This window comes from Salimicrobium flavidum (assembly GCF_900156645.1).
GTDB lineage: Bacteria > Bacillota > Bacilli > Bacillales > Halobacillaceae > Salimicrobium > Salimicrobium flavidum.
The window spans coordinates 140,361-155,563 of the sequence record NZ_FTOC01000006.1 but is presented as its reverse complement, the minus strand read 5'-3'; the positions used below and the strand labels follow the sequence as shown (position 1 = coordinate 155,563).

Genomic DNA, 15,203 nt, shown 5'->3' with positions numbered 1-15,203 from the left:
ATATAAGATAATTTTGAACAGGAGCCTTTGTGGATATTCTCAATGAGGAAGAAGCGCAGGTTTAAGTGTATATCTCCGCTTCCCGTACGTGATATGATGGAGGATAGTGAGTATAACAGAAAGATGAACGTTTCAAATGTAGAGAGTAAAGGAGAAGCCGTATGTCTGATACATTTTTCGACAGAATGAAAGAGCAAACAGGTATAGAGTTGAATGAATCCCAGCAACAGGCTGTCCTTCATACAGAGGGTCCTCTGCTTCTGCTCGCTTCTCCCGGGTCCGGGAAGACGACGACGCTGAATATGAAGATCGCTTATCTGCTGTTCGAGAAGCGGGTGAGCCCGGATAGAATCATGGCCGTCACGTTCAGTAAAGCTTCAGCCCGTGATATGTCCAGGCGCTTCGATGATTACTTTTCCGGATGGTCCGACGAGCGGGTATCGTTCTCGACGATTCACAGTTTCGCTTACAAAGTGGTCCGGGAGTTCATGTCCCGTGAAAAGATTCCTTATCAACTGATCGAAGGAGGAGGGAATAAAGGAAGACTGGCGAATGGCCTTCCTCTCCACAAGACCTTCATTCTGAAAAAGGTGTACGAAGACGTGAACGGTGCGCAACCGACAGAGGAAGAGATGGACGATCTGATGAGCTTCATCAGCCTGGTGAAAAACCGGATGCTCGAAGGGAAAGAATTGGAGAAGGTATCCTGTCAGGCGAAGAACGCGCCTGAAGTGTTCAAGGCCTATGAATCTTTCAAACAGACAGAAGCCGAGGTCACGCTTCTCGATTTCGATGATATGCTGACGTTCGGGCATGAAATCCTCCGCGAGAACGAAGAAATGCTGAAGAAGTACCAGGAGCGGTTCGATTACGTGCTGACAGATGAAAGTCAGGACAACTCTGTCGTCCAGCACGAAATCGTCGAGATGCTGGCCGCTCCGGACAATAACATCTGTCTCGTCGCGGATGATGACCAGTCGATTTTCGGGTGGCGCGGAGCTGAGGTGGACAAACTTCTTCAGTTTGAAAAGACCTATCCCGATGCAACGGTGCTGACGATGACGGAAAATTACCGTTCCTCCCAGGAAATCGTTCACGTCGCCAATCGGTTCATCAAACGTAATGTGGACCGCTATGAGAAAGAGATGACGACCCCGAACGAATCACAGGAGGCCGTTGATATCCACACGTTCCAGAATGATGAGAAACAGCTCGATTACGTCGTCGGGCAGATCAGAGAGAAGCGTGGCGAAGAAGAGGTCGCCGTTTTGTATCGGAATCATTCTTCGGTCATTCCACTCGTCGATCAGCTCGACCGGGCCGGTATCGATTTTTATATGAAAGATTCGGAGGCGAAGTTCTTCAAACACTGGATCGTCGAAGACATCCTGAATTTTCTCCGGTTTTCCTACAACGATAGCAGAATCGATATCTTAGAAAAGATCCATACGAAATTCAACGCCTACATCTCGAAGAAGCAGATGACTCTGTTGAAGAACAGGCAGACGGACGGATCGCTGTTCGATCAGCTGCTGAACCTGGATATCCAGGAATATCAGAAGAAGGCGATCCCGAAAGCGAAGCAGACGTTCCGTGATATCAATGGCATGGCTCCCGACCAGGCGATTATTACCATACGGGAAAAGCTCGGGTATGACCGGGTTTTGCGGAAAATGGTCGATAACTTCGGATTCCGTGCGGATCAGCTGTTCGGTACGCTTGATGTGCTCATCCGTATCGCCGGGAGCTGTGACTCTCTGAAAGACTTTGCGTTCCGTTTGAGGGAGCTGGAGGAACTTGTGAAGAGCGCCCACTCCAGAGAAAGTTCGCTGACGCTGACGACATTCCACAGCGCGAAGGGGCTGGAGTTCGATTCGGTGTATATGATCGATCTCGTGGACGGCATCATTCCGTCGAACGATGACATCGAAGATTATCGCGACGGGGAGCGGGAAACGATGGAAGAAGCGGCCCGTCTGTTCTACGTCGGGATGACCCGGGCCCGCTCCCGCCTCGAGTTGCTTACTTATCATTATCTCGGGAATGAACGGGTGAAAGAATCAACGTTTGTGCACAATGTGCGCGCCATTACGGGGACGAAAAAAACGAATCATAAAGAGAAAGAGAACAAAGTGGATACTTCTTCTTTTGAAGGGATGGACCCCGGTACTCCCATCATCCACAAGACTTTTGGTCGCGGAACACTTATGGAGTACAGCGGTGATTTGATCGTGATTCATTTTGAGGACGTCGGGTACAAAGAGCTTCTTCTGGAAACGTGTGTCGAGAGGGGACTTCTTTCCAAAGAAAAACAGGAAGCGTGATGTTGTCATCTCGCTTCCTGTACATATGCTTCTTCGCTTTTTGTTCTCTTTTGGAACACCGGTAGGCGGTGGCCGAGCTTGAATACGAGAATGCCGACGACCAGGATGGATAGGCCGAGAGCTTTCGTCCAGGTAAAAGGCACCGGTTCGAAGTGGAACAGTCCGAACGTGTCGACGACCGAGGCGACCGCGAGTTGCGAGACCATGGTGATCGATACGGTATAGGCCGGTCCTAAAATCGCCATGCCGCGCATCAGACAGTAGACGAGCGTCACTCCGAAAACGCCGCTGAATAGAAAGATGGGGTTGATACCTCCCAAGGCGAAAAGCGGAGTATCATCGACGATGAAGAATACGATGAGAGAAGCGACGAGTCCGAGGCCGAGAACGACCGTCGTCGTTCCCCACGAGCCTATTTTACCGCTCATGCGTGTGTTGAAAATGTTTTGGGTACTGATCAGTACTCCGGCGAGAATGGAAAATAATACTCCGATCATGGGTAAGCCTCCTTATTCGTAAATATTTCCTTCCGCTTTCGTGCGGAGCAAATCGATATTTTTGATTTTGATGATGCCTCGATGCTTCTCGAGTATGCCTTCGTTCTGAAAATCCCGCAGGACGCGGTTCAGATGACGGTAACTGGTGCCGATGACTTCAGCGGTTTCCTTGAGCGTTTCGGTACGCATCTCTTCGTGGAACATCGACCCTTTCCCGTCATCAGTCAGGCTGAGAAGGTAGCTGGCGAGCCGCACATCGACGTCATGAAGCATATTGAGCGTCGATGCGTGCGCTTCTGTATAGAATTTATGTGTGATGACATCGAGAAGGAAGTGTAAGAAGGCCGTATTTTCCTGTTCTTCCTGTTTCAGCTGTCGGAAAGGGATGACGAGAAAATAACCGTCCGTCACCGCTTCCACGGTATGGAAGACTTCTGTACCCTTTACATACTCCACGTCTCCGATCACCGCGAGCGGGTCTTTGAAGCGGAGGATGAGCCCTTTTCCTTCCGGGGAGGTCGTATGGATTTTGATTTTCCCTTCGACGAGAAAATACAGGTGCTCCAGGGTGTCTTCTTTTTCCCAAAGAACTTCTCCCTGGGTCATGTCGTATAACTCCATGGACGCTACGGACGATGGGGAGAATGTTTTGTCAAAACCGAACTTCGATAGGTATTCTTTGAAACGGGGAGCATCTGAGACTTTTTTCATTTTGGATTCCACCTTACAAGTTTGACTCTGTTAACTTTTCATCGTCTTTTCAGGTGGAAGCTTGCCGCGGGCATGGCCTCAACTTCCCGAACCTCCCATAGGTCGTTTCGGGTGATTTTCGGTTCATGCTATTCCCGCAGGCGTCTCCACCTTCCGTTCCGATGAAAAACTTGGCTATAGCTTAAATAGGACAACTCCTGTAATCATCAGGGCCACTCCGGCAAGCTGATAGCCTTTGACCTGGAGCTTCTTCTCTTCGAACCAGCCTTTCAGCTCCACGATGAATGCTGCAAGCAGCTGGGCGACGAGTAAAATGGCGATCGCGGAAGCGGGCCCGAGCTCATTGAAAGCGACCAGTTCCGAAAAGATGACGATGACTCCGAACGTACCGCCGGTAATGTACAACGGGCGGATGGAAGTGATGTTTCTTATGTCTCCGTCCCGCGTGAGTGTATAGACGATGAGCGCGATCGCGAAGCCGACGAGGTGGACGATCACCGTCGTGTGCCAGCCGCTGATCACCTGGCTCATGCTGGAATTGAAAATGCCCTGCATCGTGATGCTGAGGCCTGCGATGATCGCAAATAGTATTCCTTTCATATAACCGTTCCTCCTTCTTATCTTATACCATTTAATAACAGAATCCTATAATAGAAAAGGACATATGTCCTAAAAGTGAAAAGAGCCTGAAATTTCTTCTTGTCAAATAGAGGAGGGACGATTATAATGATTAGTGTCGAAATTTTAATTACGGGGCATTAGCTCAGTTGGGAGAGCGCATGGCTGGCAGCCATGAGGTCGCCGGTTCGAGCCCGGCATGCTCCACTCGTAAACCCCTTGCGCCGCAAGGGGTTTTGTTATGTGTAGACTTAATGTGACGAGAGAAAATCAGTGAGTTGTTGGCGAATTTTTTCGCCGGGTTAAATTTGTCGAACTGCTCTGCTGTTTGTTTCTCTCGTTTTTTTGATATATGACCATAGATATCAGAAGTGATTCTCGTGCTCGAATGTCTTGCTCTTAGTTGGATAGTTGGAAGGAGTGTAAATATTATATGGTAAATATTCTTTTTATTGTAAACCTCATCGCTAACTTTTTTCTTTTTAGTGCTTTAGTAAAACCTCTATTTAACATGTTGTTTTCAGTTTCTAATTTACTTCCACAAATTTTTTGGATTATACTTGTAGTAGGGTTATCTTTGGCCACTTCTATTTACACTTTTAGATATCTACGGAAAATTGAATCCTAAAAGTACATAAGCTTATCGGAATAACTGAGAGCACTGACTATTAGTTGTGAACATGCAACTGTAGTTTGTGTTCTTTGTTTATTTCTTATTGCTGAAATTAAATCACAGTCATCGTGAGTGTGCTGTATATATAAAGAAAGTGTGCACAACTACAAAAGATTCAAGAGTCTCAATGTAACAACATTACATTCATAAGAAGAGACGTCAGAGGTGGAATATATATAAGAGGAGTGGCTGTTATGAACAAAAAGCAGATTGAGAATTCGTTGCGTGATTAATAACTGGGTGACTAATAAGATTAAGAGACAGAGAGCTGCTTGATGATGCTGGTCCAGGCATGGTATAACCAGAACAAATGTTCGTATATATATAAGCGGGAGGGATAAGCATGAATGGAGTCTTGGAGCGCGCACTCACAGGCAAACAGAAGGTCGAAATGGTATACATGGATAGTGGAGGGGGAATGACGCAAAGGACTTTAAGGGTAGTCTCAGTTCAAGAAGAAACCCTCCTGGCATATTGTTACTGGAGAAAACAAGTAAGATTGTTTAAACGTGATAATATCCTGGCGGCTTATCCGTGCAAGGATAGAAAAGCAAATAAGCAAAGCAGGTAGAGCAATTACTGTAATTGCTCTTTTTTTGTTCACAACTTGTTGGCGAATTGTTGGCAGACTTGGATAACAACCATAATATTCAAACCGACTCCACCAAAAGAGGCATGCAAAAAAACTTGTCATATCAGCATTTATCTAATTTAATCCGACGCGTTTCTAAGTGGGTCTCGTGTGTGGAAGCCATGAGGTCGCCGGTTCGAGCCCGGCATGGGAAGGGAATCTGTGGTTCAAGCCCCGGATGGCGAAGGTCGTTGAAGCGCCAACCATTTGAGAGTTCACAGTGGTGATTGTCATGATCGTCGTGATGATTATTTCCTGCAGTAAGTGGACAGCCTTTCTTTTCCTGAGAATTATAGGATTCTTGCTCCTGTCGCCTACACGGATTTCATTTCTTCAACAGTTTTTTCACAATAAGTGTGTGCAAGTATCTGAAGAAGGGAAAAGCGGAAAGGTCTTAGTATATATCAGTTAGGGGACAGGTAATGAATAAAAAAAGCACAATAGAGGCAAGTTCAATTTTGGGCAATCCACAAAACATTATTTCAATGTTATGTGTGCTGGCCACTGTGACGCTTTCCTTCATTTCTTATCAGGTATCAGGTTGGCAGTATGTCATTCTGCTCTGGATCGGTTTTTTTCTAGGGTTTTCCCTTTTCCACGCCCGCTTCGGCTTCTCGGCCGTCTATCGGCAGATTATTGAAAAAGGCAACACAGAAATGCTACGGGCTCACATGTTGATGCTTATTCTCGTATCGACCTTTTCATCTGCTATTTTTATTATCAGCCCGGCTTTGTTTGGAACAGGTCCGATACCGGCGCTTTCCGCTGTGAGCGTAGGGTTGATAGCAGGAGCGTTCATTTTCGGCTTTGGCATGGAAATAGGCAGCGGCCTTGCTCCTTCTTCCTTTTACGAAGCAGAAGGGGGGAGGACCGCTTTGGTCTGTACGGTGACCGGCTTTTTGACGGGGGCAGTGGCAGGAGCCGCCCATTTTGGCTTTTGGAACACGTTCCTCCCTTCATTCGGGCCGGTATCGCTGGCCGTGGATACGGGAATCGGTTATACACGGGCGTGGGTGATGCAGATTTTTTTTCTCGCATTAATTGCTTTCGGCTCGTATGTGCATAAAAAGCGAACGCGACCTCCAGCGCTCCCGCCGCTGCCTTCAGCTGCAAGCTGGGGCCGGATCATTTTCGGCTCCTGGCCCCTGTGGGTAGGTGCTGTTATTCTGGCCGTATTAAACGCACTCATCTTTCTCGTGCAGGGAGAGCCCTGGAAGCTGACAGCCGCTTTTGCTTTATGGGGGTCGAAGATAGCCATGAATCTTGGAATGGATGTGAGCGACTGGACATACTGGGTTGAACAGGGTCAACTTTCGGCTCTACGTGACCCCGTCATGATGGACTCCATGAGCATCATCAATTTCGGTGTAATTCTTGGGACTGTGGTAACCTTGGCGATGAACCGCCAAATCCGCTTTTCGAGGATTCCTTTGCGGGTCGCTTTAATCGCTCTGGTGGGTGGTGGCCTGATGGGATACGGAGCGAGTATTTCCTTCGGTGCCAACATCGGGGCATATTTCAGCGGTATCGCCTCGTTCAGTCTGCATGCGTGGATATGGCTAGTCATGGCTATTCTTGGAGTGTACACAGCCTACTATATCAGCCACCGACTGCCGCTGTATCATTACGAGGAAGGTAAACGCATTGAGGAATAAAAAGGGGCTGTTTCATAAGGAACTGATCTCCATCCCGTAGGCAATAAACGTAAATGAGATAAGTGAAAAACCTTGGCATGACAGTGTTTAACTACCTGAACCTTCCTTTGATACAAGGGAAGGTTTTTTTGTAACTGTTGAAGAATATATCGAATCACAAATCTAACAAGGAGCTGAAGAAAACCGAGTAGTTCCTTGAGAAGAAGAATATAAGCAGGTATCAAGGTTTGGTGGGAGGGGAAAAGAGGAATATATTTGAAATAGTCATCTTATATTGGAGACGGTCGTTGTGGATTCCATGAACGTGGAGGGGTGGGAATGAAAAAGGCGGTAAGAATACTGTTGATTCTGATCATTCTCTCAGGCATAGCCACCTGTTTTAATTCTTATACCGGAGTCATCGGTAAAGGCATGCTGCAAGTGATTCTGCCGCTCGGGTTCGTAGTGTGGGTGAACCGCCGGGAATATTGGTTCCATTACCTGCTCAGGAAAATGAATCGTTTTAATCGTTACGCTTTCGTCGTTCTTTTTCTCTTTTTCGGAGCTGGTGTTCTTTTCGATGCTTTGTGGATCCGGGGAGCCCCCGTATTCGTCCTGGTTCCTTTTGCGTTCGTCCTTTTCGGTGTAGCTGTTTGTCTGTTCCGGGTCCTGTTTGAAAAAGGGTTTCGTCGTTTTCACGGGCTTACTTTCGCAAAGTCCGCTGTCTATCTTATCATTCATATGGTACTTTGGGGGCTGTATGTGATGTTTTTGAATGAGTATCAGTTGTCTTCTGAAATAACGATGTATGCGAGAGCAATGCAAGTGCTTGGAGGTCTCATGCTGGTGATCGTTTTCTTCCGTTGGGGGAGGAAAGACCATAAAGTGGACCCGCCTACAGCCGAGGGTATGGTTAGGAAATTATACTGAAAAAGCACCTGAAGGATCTCAGGTGCTTTTCGTCTTGACAATGGTATGGGAGAACCGGTCCTGGGGCAGGCTTCTACCTTCGTCCTGGGTAAAGTTCTCTTTATCTTTCATATAGGAAATGGAGCTGGCGAAATCCCTGTAAGCCATACGGCGGATGATCTGACTGGATGTGAGGGGAGAGCCGTCTTCACTTTCTAGTTTCAGCCCCATCAGTTTGTATCCGACGGTTTGAGAACAGCATTTCAATTGAGCATATTCCAGCCCCCACGTGATCAGTGTAGGATTGAGGAGGTTATGCACAGCTTCGTTTTTTACCTTTACCTTTTTTCTGATAGCCGCTTCCACTCCGGCAACGACGAGGTTGGATAGGGCCATATCAATAAGCACAGCATACGTTCGTTTTTTCGTAATGGGTTCCATCAATGTTTCCTCCCTTAGAATTGATCGTATCTTCATAGGTACGCAATTACCGGTGTATTGGTTTCATTTTATGAAAAAAATCGATTCAAAGCATAATGGGGGAAACTTACGGGTAACTATGAGGAAGGAAGGAGTGAAGGACGATGCAACCAATGAATAGAGGGATCATTACAGCTCTCAGTTCCATAGGGCTCGCACAGGCTGCGAAAATATGGACGTATTATAGACAGACCGGAGAGTGGGATATCAAACAAATCGCCACGACGGGAGGAATGCCGAGTTCCCATTCGGCAGGAGTAGCTTCTCTTGCTTCTTACATAGCGGCAAACAAAGGGTCCCGTCATACAGAAACGGCTCTGGCGGTAGTTTTCGGAGTCATCGTCATGTATGATGCTCAAGGAATCCGTCGACATACCGGCGAAATTGCGAAGCTTGTGAACGAGCTCGAAGATAGTTTCTCCAAAATCTCCGCGGATTTTCCGAGTCTTGAGTTTGTAGAAAGAGAAAAAGAGCTGAAGGAACTTCTCGGCCATCAGCCTCTCGAAGTACTCGGAGGCGCGATACTGGGAGGAATTCTCGGTGTGTGTTCCACAAAAATAGAACAATGAAGCGAACCCGGCTATGTGAGTGACATGGCCGGGTTTCTTTTTGTAATTTCATCCCCAGATCATCCGTGACAGGTAGATGACGAGTGTGACCGTGACCGCTGAAAATATAGTGGATAAAAGTACGATCTGAGCCGCGAACTCAGGATAATTGTCGTATTCCTGAGCAATCACCGCACTATTTACAGCTGTCGGCATGGCAGATGCGATGAATAGGGCCTGGGCTATCACTCCTTCGAGTCCGAAAAGGAAGATCATTCCAAGGGCGATGGCCGGACCGAGGATCAGGCGAAGGAACAAACTTATGTAGACAGAGGAGAAATTGACGGACCATTTAATTTTCGCGACCTGAGCCCCGAGCATGACTAAGGCGATTGCAATCATTGCATCAGCTATGTAAGTGGAGGGGACCCAAAGAAAGGTCGGGACCGATATATTACCTATGTTCAACAGTATGCCTGTAAGAAGAGCGTAGAGGACAGGCATTTTAAAATAGCCGGCCATCGCTCGCCATTTTCCTATATGTATCGACTGCAGAGCGAAGATGCCGTAGGAAAAAGTCAGGATGTTCTGCATCGTCAGAACGACCACCTGAATCGACATGGCAAAAGGGTCCCCTTTGAAAACAAGGTCATTCACCGGGACACCATAATTTCCGGAGTTGAAGAAGATGACACTGTTGGACACGGTCGTCCCTTTGGCCCCGTCCATTCCCTGCAGGCTGGTGAATACTTTCGTTATCGTGAACAGTACGAGGACGTAAAGGCCTATGAATCCGATGACTGTAAGAAACTTCCCTGGGGAAAACTCCGTTTCGTACAGTTTCACGAATATGAAACCCGGCACCAGGAAGTAGATGTTCAGCTTGGCCAAAGTATTCAGGTCGAGCTCGAATTTCTTCTCTAGTGTAAACCCGATACCGAGGATAATGAAGACAGGGACTAGAATATCTATGAGTATCGTTAACAGTTCGGCCATAAGCTATCCTCCTCACAAATACTTCCGCAGAAGCTCCATTTCTTCTTTCACTTTGGACCAGGCTCTTGTCGACGGGTCCGTGAACATGAAATGCTCCACATCCGTAAGTCTCACATACTTCACAGGGTCCCCCATGTTTTCTGCCCAATCATGATAGTCGTCGCTCATTCCTACAGGAACGTTCACATCAAGAGAACCGTGGAATAGGACCTGGGAAGTGGAGAGAGGGAGCATTTCTTTCGGAGATCCTTCACGGTAGCGTTGCGGCTTCTCGATCGGTGACCCTCCCATCAGTTCAGCGGTCGGGTTGTCCGCCGGTTTAGCCAGTTCCTGATCTCTGAAGGCATGGATGTCATGCATCGTGGCAAGATCGCTGATGCCTGCAAGACTCACTACTGCTGCGGGTAGAAGGGGGTTCTTTTTATAGAGCTCGCTCGTCGAAGGGAGGTTTTTCCTTCCTGCCAGCCATAAAGCGAAATGGCCTCCTGCTGAATGCCCGATGGGAACGACGCGGGCGATATCCAGGTCGAATTCTTCTTCTATCTTTAACAGGTGGTCCATGGCAGCAGCTGCGTCGTAAAATGTACCTGACCAGCCCCCGTTGTCCTCGCCGAGGCGTCTGTACTCGATGTTCCACGTAGCCCATCCGTCGGCGGTCAGATCCATAGCTATTTCTCTGGTAAGGTCGAGATCGAACTCAGATTTCCAGAAGCCGCCATGAATAACGACAGCGACCGGGTGAGGACCTTTCGTTTCAGGTAGTAACAGTTCGCCGAATTGATTTTCGTTTTTTCCGTAATAGATTCTTTGCATGTTTTTCACCTCTTCTGAAATCTTATACCTTTTTAGGCGATTAGCAAACCATACTTTTTCACGGATTCAATTTTTCATATCAAGGGTGTGCCGGCAGATGCATACAATTGACTTTTGGATACTACCGTTTATAATATACCCATGAGGGTATTTTGTTCACGTTTTTACCGGGAGACGAAAGGAGAAAGCGGCAACTTTATTCAAGGGAGAAAGATTTAGAAAAGCAATAGTATTACTGGCGTAGGAATCACTGGCATTCTTAACTAAGCACAGAGGAAGGTGAAGATAATGTTCAACAAAAACATGTTCCAAAATCATTGGCTTATGAATTATCAGAAAGGAGATTTAAAGAACGATTTTTCAGCGGGACTCATTGTAGCGATCATGCTTATCCCGCAGGGTATGGCTTATTCGATGCTCGCCGGCCTGCCTCCTGTCATCGGTCTCTATGCTTCCACGCTTCCCCTCATCGTTTACGCATTGCTCGGTTCTTCCAGACAGTTGGCTGTAGGGCCTGTAGCTATGGTGTCCCTTCTTGTACTATCCGGGGTATCCACACTTGCGGAGCCGGGATCCGGGGAATACGTTTCTCTCGTCCTGTTGCTTTCGCTGATGGTGGGTGTGATCCAGCTCTCGATGGGACTTCTCCGATTAGGGTTCGTCGTGAACTTTCTTTCCCATGCGGTCATCAGCGGTTTCACGTCGGCGGCCGCTCTGATTATCGGCTTGAGTCAGCTGAAGAATCTTATCGGCGTCGACCTCGCCGGTCAAAAGAACATATTCATCATCATTACGGATGCCGTTACGAGAATATCAGAGATCAACTGGACAACTTTTCTGATAGGGATAGGCAGTATTCTGCTGCTCGTCTTTTTCAAAAGGAAAGCTCCCCGTTTTCCGGCTCCACTTGTCGTCGTGGTTGCCAGTACGCTTCTCGTCTATTTCTTCAATCTGGAGGAGCGGGGAGTAAGCATTATAAAGGAAGTACCGGACGGTTTGCCGGCCCTGAGCATCCCTGCGTTCAATGTGGATTCTTTTATGGCTCTGTTGCCTATCGCTCTGACTATCTCATTTGTAGGTTTTATGGAATCCATCGCAGTCGCAAAAGCGATCGCTTCGAAAGAAAAATACAAAGTGGAGTCGAACAGGGAACTTACCGGACTCGGGGCGGCTAATATCGTCGGTTCATTCTTTTCCGCTTCGCCGGTGACCGGAGGATTCTCGCGTACAGCTGTGAACTATCAGGCAGGGGCGAAGTCCGGACTTGCGTCTATAATCACGGCTTTGCTCATCATGATTACTCTTCTATTTTTCACAGACTGGTTCTACTACTTACCGAATGCTGTGCTTGCAGCGATTATCATGGTAGCGGTCTTCGGGCTTATTGATGTGAAGGAAGCGAAGCACCTGTTCCGCATCAAAAAAGCGGATGGATGGATCCTCGTGCTCACCTTTGCAGCAACGCTTGTCACAGGCATTGAATCAGGGATTCTTATCGGTGCGGGAGCGGCACTTCTATTATTCATTTGGAACAGTGCCTACCCTCATACAGCGGTGCTCGGCTACTTGCAGGAAGAGGGGGTATACCGGAACATCGAGCGGTACCCTGATGCGCTTGAGCATACGGATACGCTTATTTTCCGGATGGATGCGTCGCTCTACTTTGCCAACTTCGCTTTCTTGGAAGAGAAGATCAGAAATATTCTGGCTGAGCGTCCCGAAGTGGGGAAAGTCGTGCTCGATTTCTCCGGGGTGAACCGCATGGACGGTGTCGCCGTGGATGAACTGGAGAAGCTGATCGACGAATATGATGAAGCCGGGGTATACATTCATCTGGCACAAGTGAAGGGACCTGTCCGAGATCTGCTGAAAAATGCAGGGTGGGAAGAGAAGTACGGGACACGAATCAAACATCTACACGTCCAGGAAGCTGCCAGTTATTGACCGAAAAGCCCGCCTTTTATGAAAAGGTAGGGCTTTTTGGTTTAAGGAAAGTTAATTAGGTGAAAAATTATGGAGAAGGAGTGATGAATATGTGGTGGAGACACCCTTACTTTAAATACATAACGGCTTTTATTTTGCTGTTGATTACTATTTTCTTTATGCAATTACTGAATATATTCGGTCCGTTTCTGACCGCGTTCCAGACCCTGTTTTATCCGATACTGATCGCCGGGTTTCTTTTTTATCTGACGAGGCCGATTGTGGAATGGCTTTCCCGGAAGTTCTCCATCCCCATCATCGGATCTATCATTATCCTTTTCGCTTTTGTCGGAGGAGTATTGGCGACTGCCGGAAGGGTTCTCGCTTCGACGATCCAACAGCAGGTGGAAGATATTTCACACCTCCCGAGTAAACTCGGGGAGATGGCGGAAGAAGCGAGACAGGGTCTTGAAGGGAAAGACATGGGGATGCTTTCGACGAACTCCCTGAAACAGCAGGTCACTCAATATGCGAGTAACCTGGGGCAGGATATCGGGAATCACTTCGCTCAGACATTTACGACTGTAGCCGGGGCCGCCACAGTGATTTTCATCGTACCTTTCCTGCTTTTCTTCTTTTTGAAGGATGGGAGGAAGCTCGTCCCTTTCCTGACCAGTCCGTTCTCCGGAACAAAAAGGGAAGAAGCGACGGCGTTGTTCCGGAAACTCGATGAGACCTTGTCCGCTTATATCATTGGACAAATGACGGTAGCTCTCGTAGACGGAATTCTTATGTATATCGGTTATCTGATCATCGGTCTTGATTTCGCTTTGATTCTCGGACTGTTCGTGGCTGTGACGGCAATCATTCCATTTTTCGGGCCGCTTATCGGTGTCGTACCTGCGGTGGTCGTAGCACTGATGCAGGATCCGGTGATGGCGATTTACGTGATTGCTATTCTCATCATCGTCCAGCAGTTAGAGGGGAATATCGTAGCTCCCGTCGTACTTGGACAAAGGTTGCATATCCACCCGCTGACGATTATTCTATTGCTCGTTGTCGCAGCGCCGCTCGGAGGCTTTATCGCCATGGTGATCGCTATACCACTTTATTCCATCATCAAAGTCCTGCTTTATAACTTTTACAGATACTTTCAGATGTATAGAGAATCGAAACAGAGCTCAACCTGACGAAGGAGATGGGAAACGTGACGCATTATTTGAAAGAACCGCTGTTACTTGAAAAAAGAGGAGTCACTATCAGCAACCGGATCATGAAATCGGCGATGAGTGAAGGTATGGCTTCCCGGGATCATGCGCCGACCGACGAACTCATCCGTCTTTACGAACGTTGGTCAGAGGGAGGGGCGGGACTTATCGTGACGGGAAATGTCATGGTTACAAAAGACGCCCTCGGGGAGCCCGGGAATGTTGTATTAGAAGACGCCAGGCATCTCGATCAATTCCGGCGCTGGGCTAGTGCTGGTAAAAGGTGCGGGAACGAGTTCTGGATGCAGATCAATCACCCCGGGAAACAGGTCGTGCGGGGGCTGGTCAAAGAAGGTCATGCACCGTCCGCGATTCCTTTTCCTCCCAAATTCCAGAGATTCTTCGCCCCTTCCCGTGCTCTTACAACAGCCGGGATCCATGATCTCATCCATCGTTTCAAAATGACCGCTTCCCTTGCGAAAGAGGCAGGGTTTACGGGAGTCCAGCTTCATGCGGCTCATGGCTATCTTATCAGTCAGTTCCTTTCTCCGCGTCATAACCGGAGGACGGACGAGTGGGGAGGATCGATCGAAAATCGCTCCCGTTTCTTGAAAGAGATATGCCGGGCCGTTCGTGCGGAAGTCGGAGAAAGTTTCCCGATCGGGGTGAAAATCAATAGTGCTGACTTCATGAAGGCCGGCTTCACGGAAGAAGAATCGAAGTATGTCATCAAATCTTTGGAAGAACTTGGAGTCGATCACGTTGAAATATCCGGAGGTACGTATGAAAAAGCGGTGATGACCGGCAAGAAAGGACCCGCCTCGGAGCGGGAAGCGTATTTTCTCGAATATGCCGAAGGGCTGAAAAAACGTACGACTATCCCTATTGCCGTCACCGGAGGCTTTCGCACCAGCGAAGGTATGAGGGAAGCATTGGCTTCAGGAGCGACCGATATGATCGGTCTGGCCAGGCCCCTCGCCGTCGATCCTTATATTCCTCACAAACTCCTGGAGGGAGAGTTGAAGGATATCACCACCCGTTCCGTCAGAACAGGGATTCCGGCTGTCGACAAGGGCGGAATGATGGAAATTATGTGGTACAGCCAGCAGTTGGACAGGCTGGGGAGAGGGAAGCAGACAAAACCTCGCTTTTCTCCGAAATTGTCTCTCCTTCTCAGTCTGTGGAAGCAGGGCATGGGTGTTTTTCAAAAACGTAGAGTATAATTGAAAGAGGAGGAG

At 48.0% G+C, this 15,203-nt stretch carries 14 protein-coding genes and 1 tRNA gene; 9 read left to right on the top strand and 6 right to left on the bottom strand.

The annotated features are described in order from the left end of the window. The first annotated feature begins 161 nt into the window (after positions 1 to 161). Positions 162 to 2,324 (top strand): ATP-dependent helicase, encoded by a 2,163-nt coding sequence (locus BW944_RS10020; RefSeq protein WP_076559276.1) that lies wholly within the window; start codon positions 162 to 164, stop codon positions 2,322 to 2,324. A gap of 5 nt (positions 2,325 to 2,329) precedes the next feature. Here the strand turns inward: BW944_RS10020 and BW944_RS10015 are convergent, their stop codons facing one another. From BW944_RS10015 to BW944_RS10005, 3 genes are all read right to left on the bottom strand, one after another. Beyond that, positions 2,330 to 2,821, bottom strand: a complete 492-nt coding sequence (locus tag BW944_RS10015) for a DMT family transporter (RefSeq protein WP_076559274.1) — start codon at positions 2,819 to 2,821, stop codon at positions 2,330 to 2,332. A gap of 12 nt (positions 2,822 to 2,833) precedes the next feature. Beyond that, a complete protein-coding gene (locus tag BW944_RS10010) occupies positions 2,834 to 3,532 on the bottom strand; it encodes a Crp/Fnr family transcriptional regulator (protein WP_076559272.1) in 699 nt (232 codons plus the stop codon). Positions 3,533 to 3,706: 174 nt separating this feature from the next. Further along, positions 3,707 to 4,132, bottom strand: a complete 426-nt coding sequence (locus BW944_RS10005; RefSeq protein ID WP_076559270.1) for a DMT family transporter — start codon at positions 4,130 to 4,132, stop codon at positions 3,707 to 3,709. 152 nt (positions 4,133 to 4,284) lie between these two features. On the opposite strand from BW944_RS10005, the gene BW944_RS10000 reads away from it, so the two are divergent. The 4 genes from BW944_RS10000 to BW944_RS09980 all read left to right on the top strand — a co-directional run bounded on the left by BW944_RS10000 (position 4,285) and on the right by BW944_RS09980 (position 8,018). Continuing rightward, a tRNA-Ala gene (locus BW944_RS10000) sits at positions 4,285 to 4,357 on the top strand. 809 nt (positions 4,358 to 5,166) lie between these two features. Continuing rightward, positions 5,167 to 5,394: a WYL domain-containing protein gene (locus BW944_RS15490; protein WP_076559266.1), complete on the top strand. Its 228-nt coding sequence runs from the start codon at positions 5,167 to 5,169 to the stop codon at positions 5,392 to 5,394. A gap of 482 nt (positions 5,395 to 5,876) precedes the next feature. Further along, the gene (locus BW944_RS09985; protein ID WP_076559264.1) at positions 5,877 to 7,109 is read left to right on the top strand and encodes a YeeE/YedE family protein; all 1,233 of its coding nucleotides are present in this window, start codon (positions 5,877 to 5,879) and stop codon (positions 7,107 to 7,109) included. A gap of 318 nt (positions 7,110 to 7,427) precedes the next feature. Then, positions 7,428 to 8,018, top strand: coding sequence for a hypothetical protein (locus BW944_RS09980; protein WP_076559260.1), 591 nt, complete (start codon positions 7,428 to 7,430; stop codon positions 8,016 to 8,018). 18 nt (positions 8,019 to 8,036) lie between these two features. Here BW944_RS09980 and BW944_RS09975 read toward each other — a convergent pair whose 3' ends face one another. Next, positions 8,037 to 8,438, bottom strand: a complete 402-nt coding sequence (locus BW944_RS09975) for an RDD family protein (protein WP_076559258.1) — start codon at positions 8,436 to 8,438, stop codon at positions 8,037 to 8,039. A 143-nt stretch (positions 8,439 to 8,581) separates the two neighbouring features. Between BW944_RS09975 and BW944_RS09970 the strand changes: the two genes are divergently transcribed. Next, positions 8,582 to 9,046 carry a divergent PAP2 family protein gene (locus BW944_RS09970; protein ID WP_076559256.1) on the top strand — a complete coding sequence of 155 codons (465 nt, stop codon included), beginning with the start codon at positions 8,582 to 8,584 and terminating at the stop codon, positions 9,044 to 9,046. Positions 9,047 to 9,094: 48 nt separating this feature from the next. Here the strand turns inward: BW944_RS09970 and BW944_RS09965 are convergent, their stop codons facing one another. Both BW944_RS09965 and BW944_RS09960 read right to left on the bottom strand, forming a co-directional pair. After that, positions 9,095 to 10,021: an AEC family transporter gene (locus BW944_RS09965; protein WP_076559254.1), complete on the bottom strand. Its 927-nt coding sequence runs from the start codon at positions 10,019 to 10,021 to the stop codon at positions 9,095 to 9,097. A 12-nt stretch (positions 10,022 to 10,033) separates the two neighbouring features. Further along, positions 10,034 to 10,834 carry an alpha/beta hydrolase family protein gene (locus tag BW944_RS09960; RefSeq protein WP_076559252.1) on the bottom strand — a complete coding sequence of 267 codons (801 nt, stop codon included), beginning with the start codon at positions 10,832 to 10,834 and terminating at the stop codon, positions 10,034 to 10,036. 288 nt (positions 10,835 to 11,122) lie between these two features. Here BW944_RS09960 and BW944_RS09955 point away from each other — a divergent pair, with 288 nt between their 5' ends. The 3 genes from BW944_RS09955 to BW944_RS09945 all read left to right on the top strand — a co-directional run bounded on the left by BW944_RS09955 (position 11,123) and on the right by BW944_RS09945 (position 15,188). Beyond that, positions 11,123 to 12,778 carry a SulP family inorganic anion transporter gene (locus BW944_RS09955; RefSeq protein WP_076559250.1) on the top strand — a complete coding sequence of 552 codons (1,656 nt, stop codon included), beginning with the start codon at positions 11,123 to 11,125 and terminating at the stop codon, positions 12,776 to 12,778. Positions 12,779 to 12,867: 89 nt separating this feature from the next. Continuing rightward, positions 12,868 to 13,947 (top strand): AI-2E family transporter, encoded by a 1,080-nt coding sequence (locus BW944_RS09950; protein WP_076559321.1) that lies wholly within the window; start codon positions 12,868 to 12,870, stop codon positions 13,945 to 13,947. An 8-nt stretch (positions 13,948 to 13,955) separates the two neighbouring features. Then, positions 13,956 to 15,188, top strand: a complete 1,233-nt coding sequence (locus BW944_RS09945) for an NADH:flavin oxidoreductase/NADH oxidase family protein (RefSeq protein ID WP_076559248.1) — start codon at positions 13,956 to 13,958, stop codon at positions 15,186 to 15,188. The last annotated feature ends 15 nt before the right edge of the window (positions 15,189 to 15,203 follow it).

Coding starts and splice junctions, on each gene's coding strand:
- BW944_RS09970 (WP_076559256.1), top strand. CDS start 8,582: ATGCAACCAATGAATAGAGGGATCATTACAGCTCTCAGTTCCATAGGG.
- BW944_RS10015 (WP_076559274.1), bottom strand. CDS start 2,821: ATGATCGGAGTATTATTTTCCATTCTCGCCGGAGTACTGATCAGTACC.
- BW944_RS10020 (WP_076559276.1), top strand. CDS start 162: ATGTCTGATACATTTTTCGACAGAATGAAAGAGCAAACAGGTATAGAG.
- BW944_RS09975 (WP_076559258.1), bottom strand. CDS start 8,438: ATGGAACCCATTACGAAAAAACGAACGTATGCTGTGCTTATTGATATG.
- BW944_RS09980 (WP_076559260.1), top strand. CDS start 7,428: ATGAAAAAGGCGGTAAGAATACTGTTGATTCTGATCATTCTCTCAGGC.
- BW944_RS10005 (WP_076559270.1), bottom strand. CDS start 4,132: ATGAAAGGAATACTATTTGCGATCATCGCAGGCCTCAGCATCACGATG.
- BW944_RS09965 (WP_076559254.1), bottom strand. CDS start 10,021: ATGGCCGAACTGTTAACGATACTCATAGATATTCTAGTCCCTGTCTTC.
- BW944_RS09945 (WP_076559248.1), top strand. CDS start 13,956: ATGGGAAACGTGACGCATTATTTGAAAGAACCGCTGTTACTTGAAAAA.
- BW944_RS15490 (WP_076559266.1), top strand. CDS start 5,167: ATGAATGGAGTCTTGGAGCGCGCACTCACAGGCAAACAGAAGGTCGAA.
- BW944_RS09985 (WP_076559264.1), top strand. CDS start 5,877: ATGAATAAAAAAAGCACAATAGAGGCAAGTTCAATTTTGGGCAATCCA.
- BW944_RS10010 (WP_076559272.1), bottom strand. CDS start 3,532: ATGAAAAAAGTCTCAGATGCTCCCCGTTTCAAAGAATACCTATCGAAG.
- BW944_RS09950 (WP_076559321.1), top strand. CDS start 12,868: ATGTGGTGGAGACACCCTTACTTTAAATACATAACGGCTTTTATTTTG.
- BW944_RS09955 (WP_076559250.1), top strand. CDS start 11,123: ATGTTCAACAAAAACATGTTCCAAAATCATTGGCTTATGAATTATCAG.
- BW944_RS09960 (WP_076559252.1), bottom strand. CDS start 10,834: ATGCAAAGAATCTATTACGGAAAAAACGAAAATCAATTCGGCGAACTG.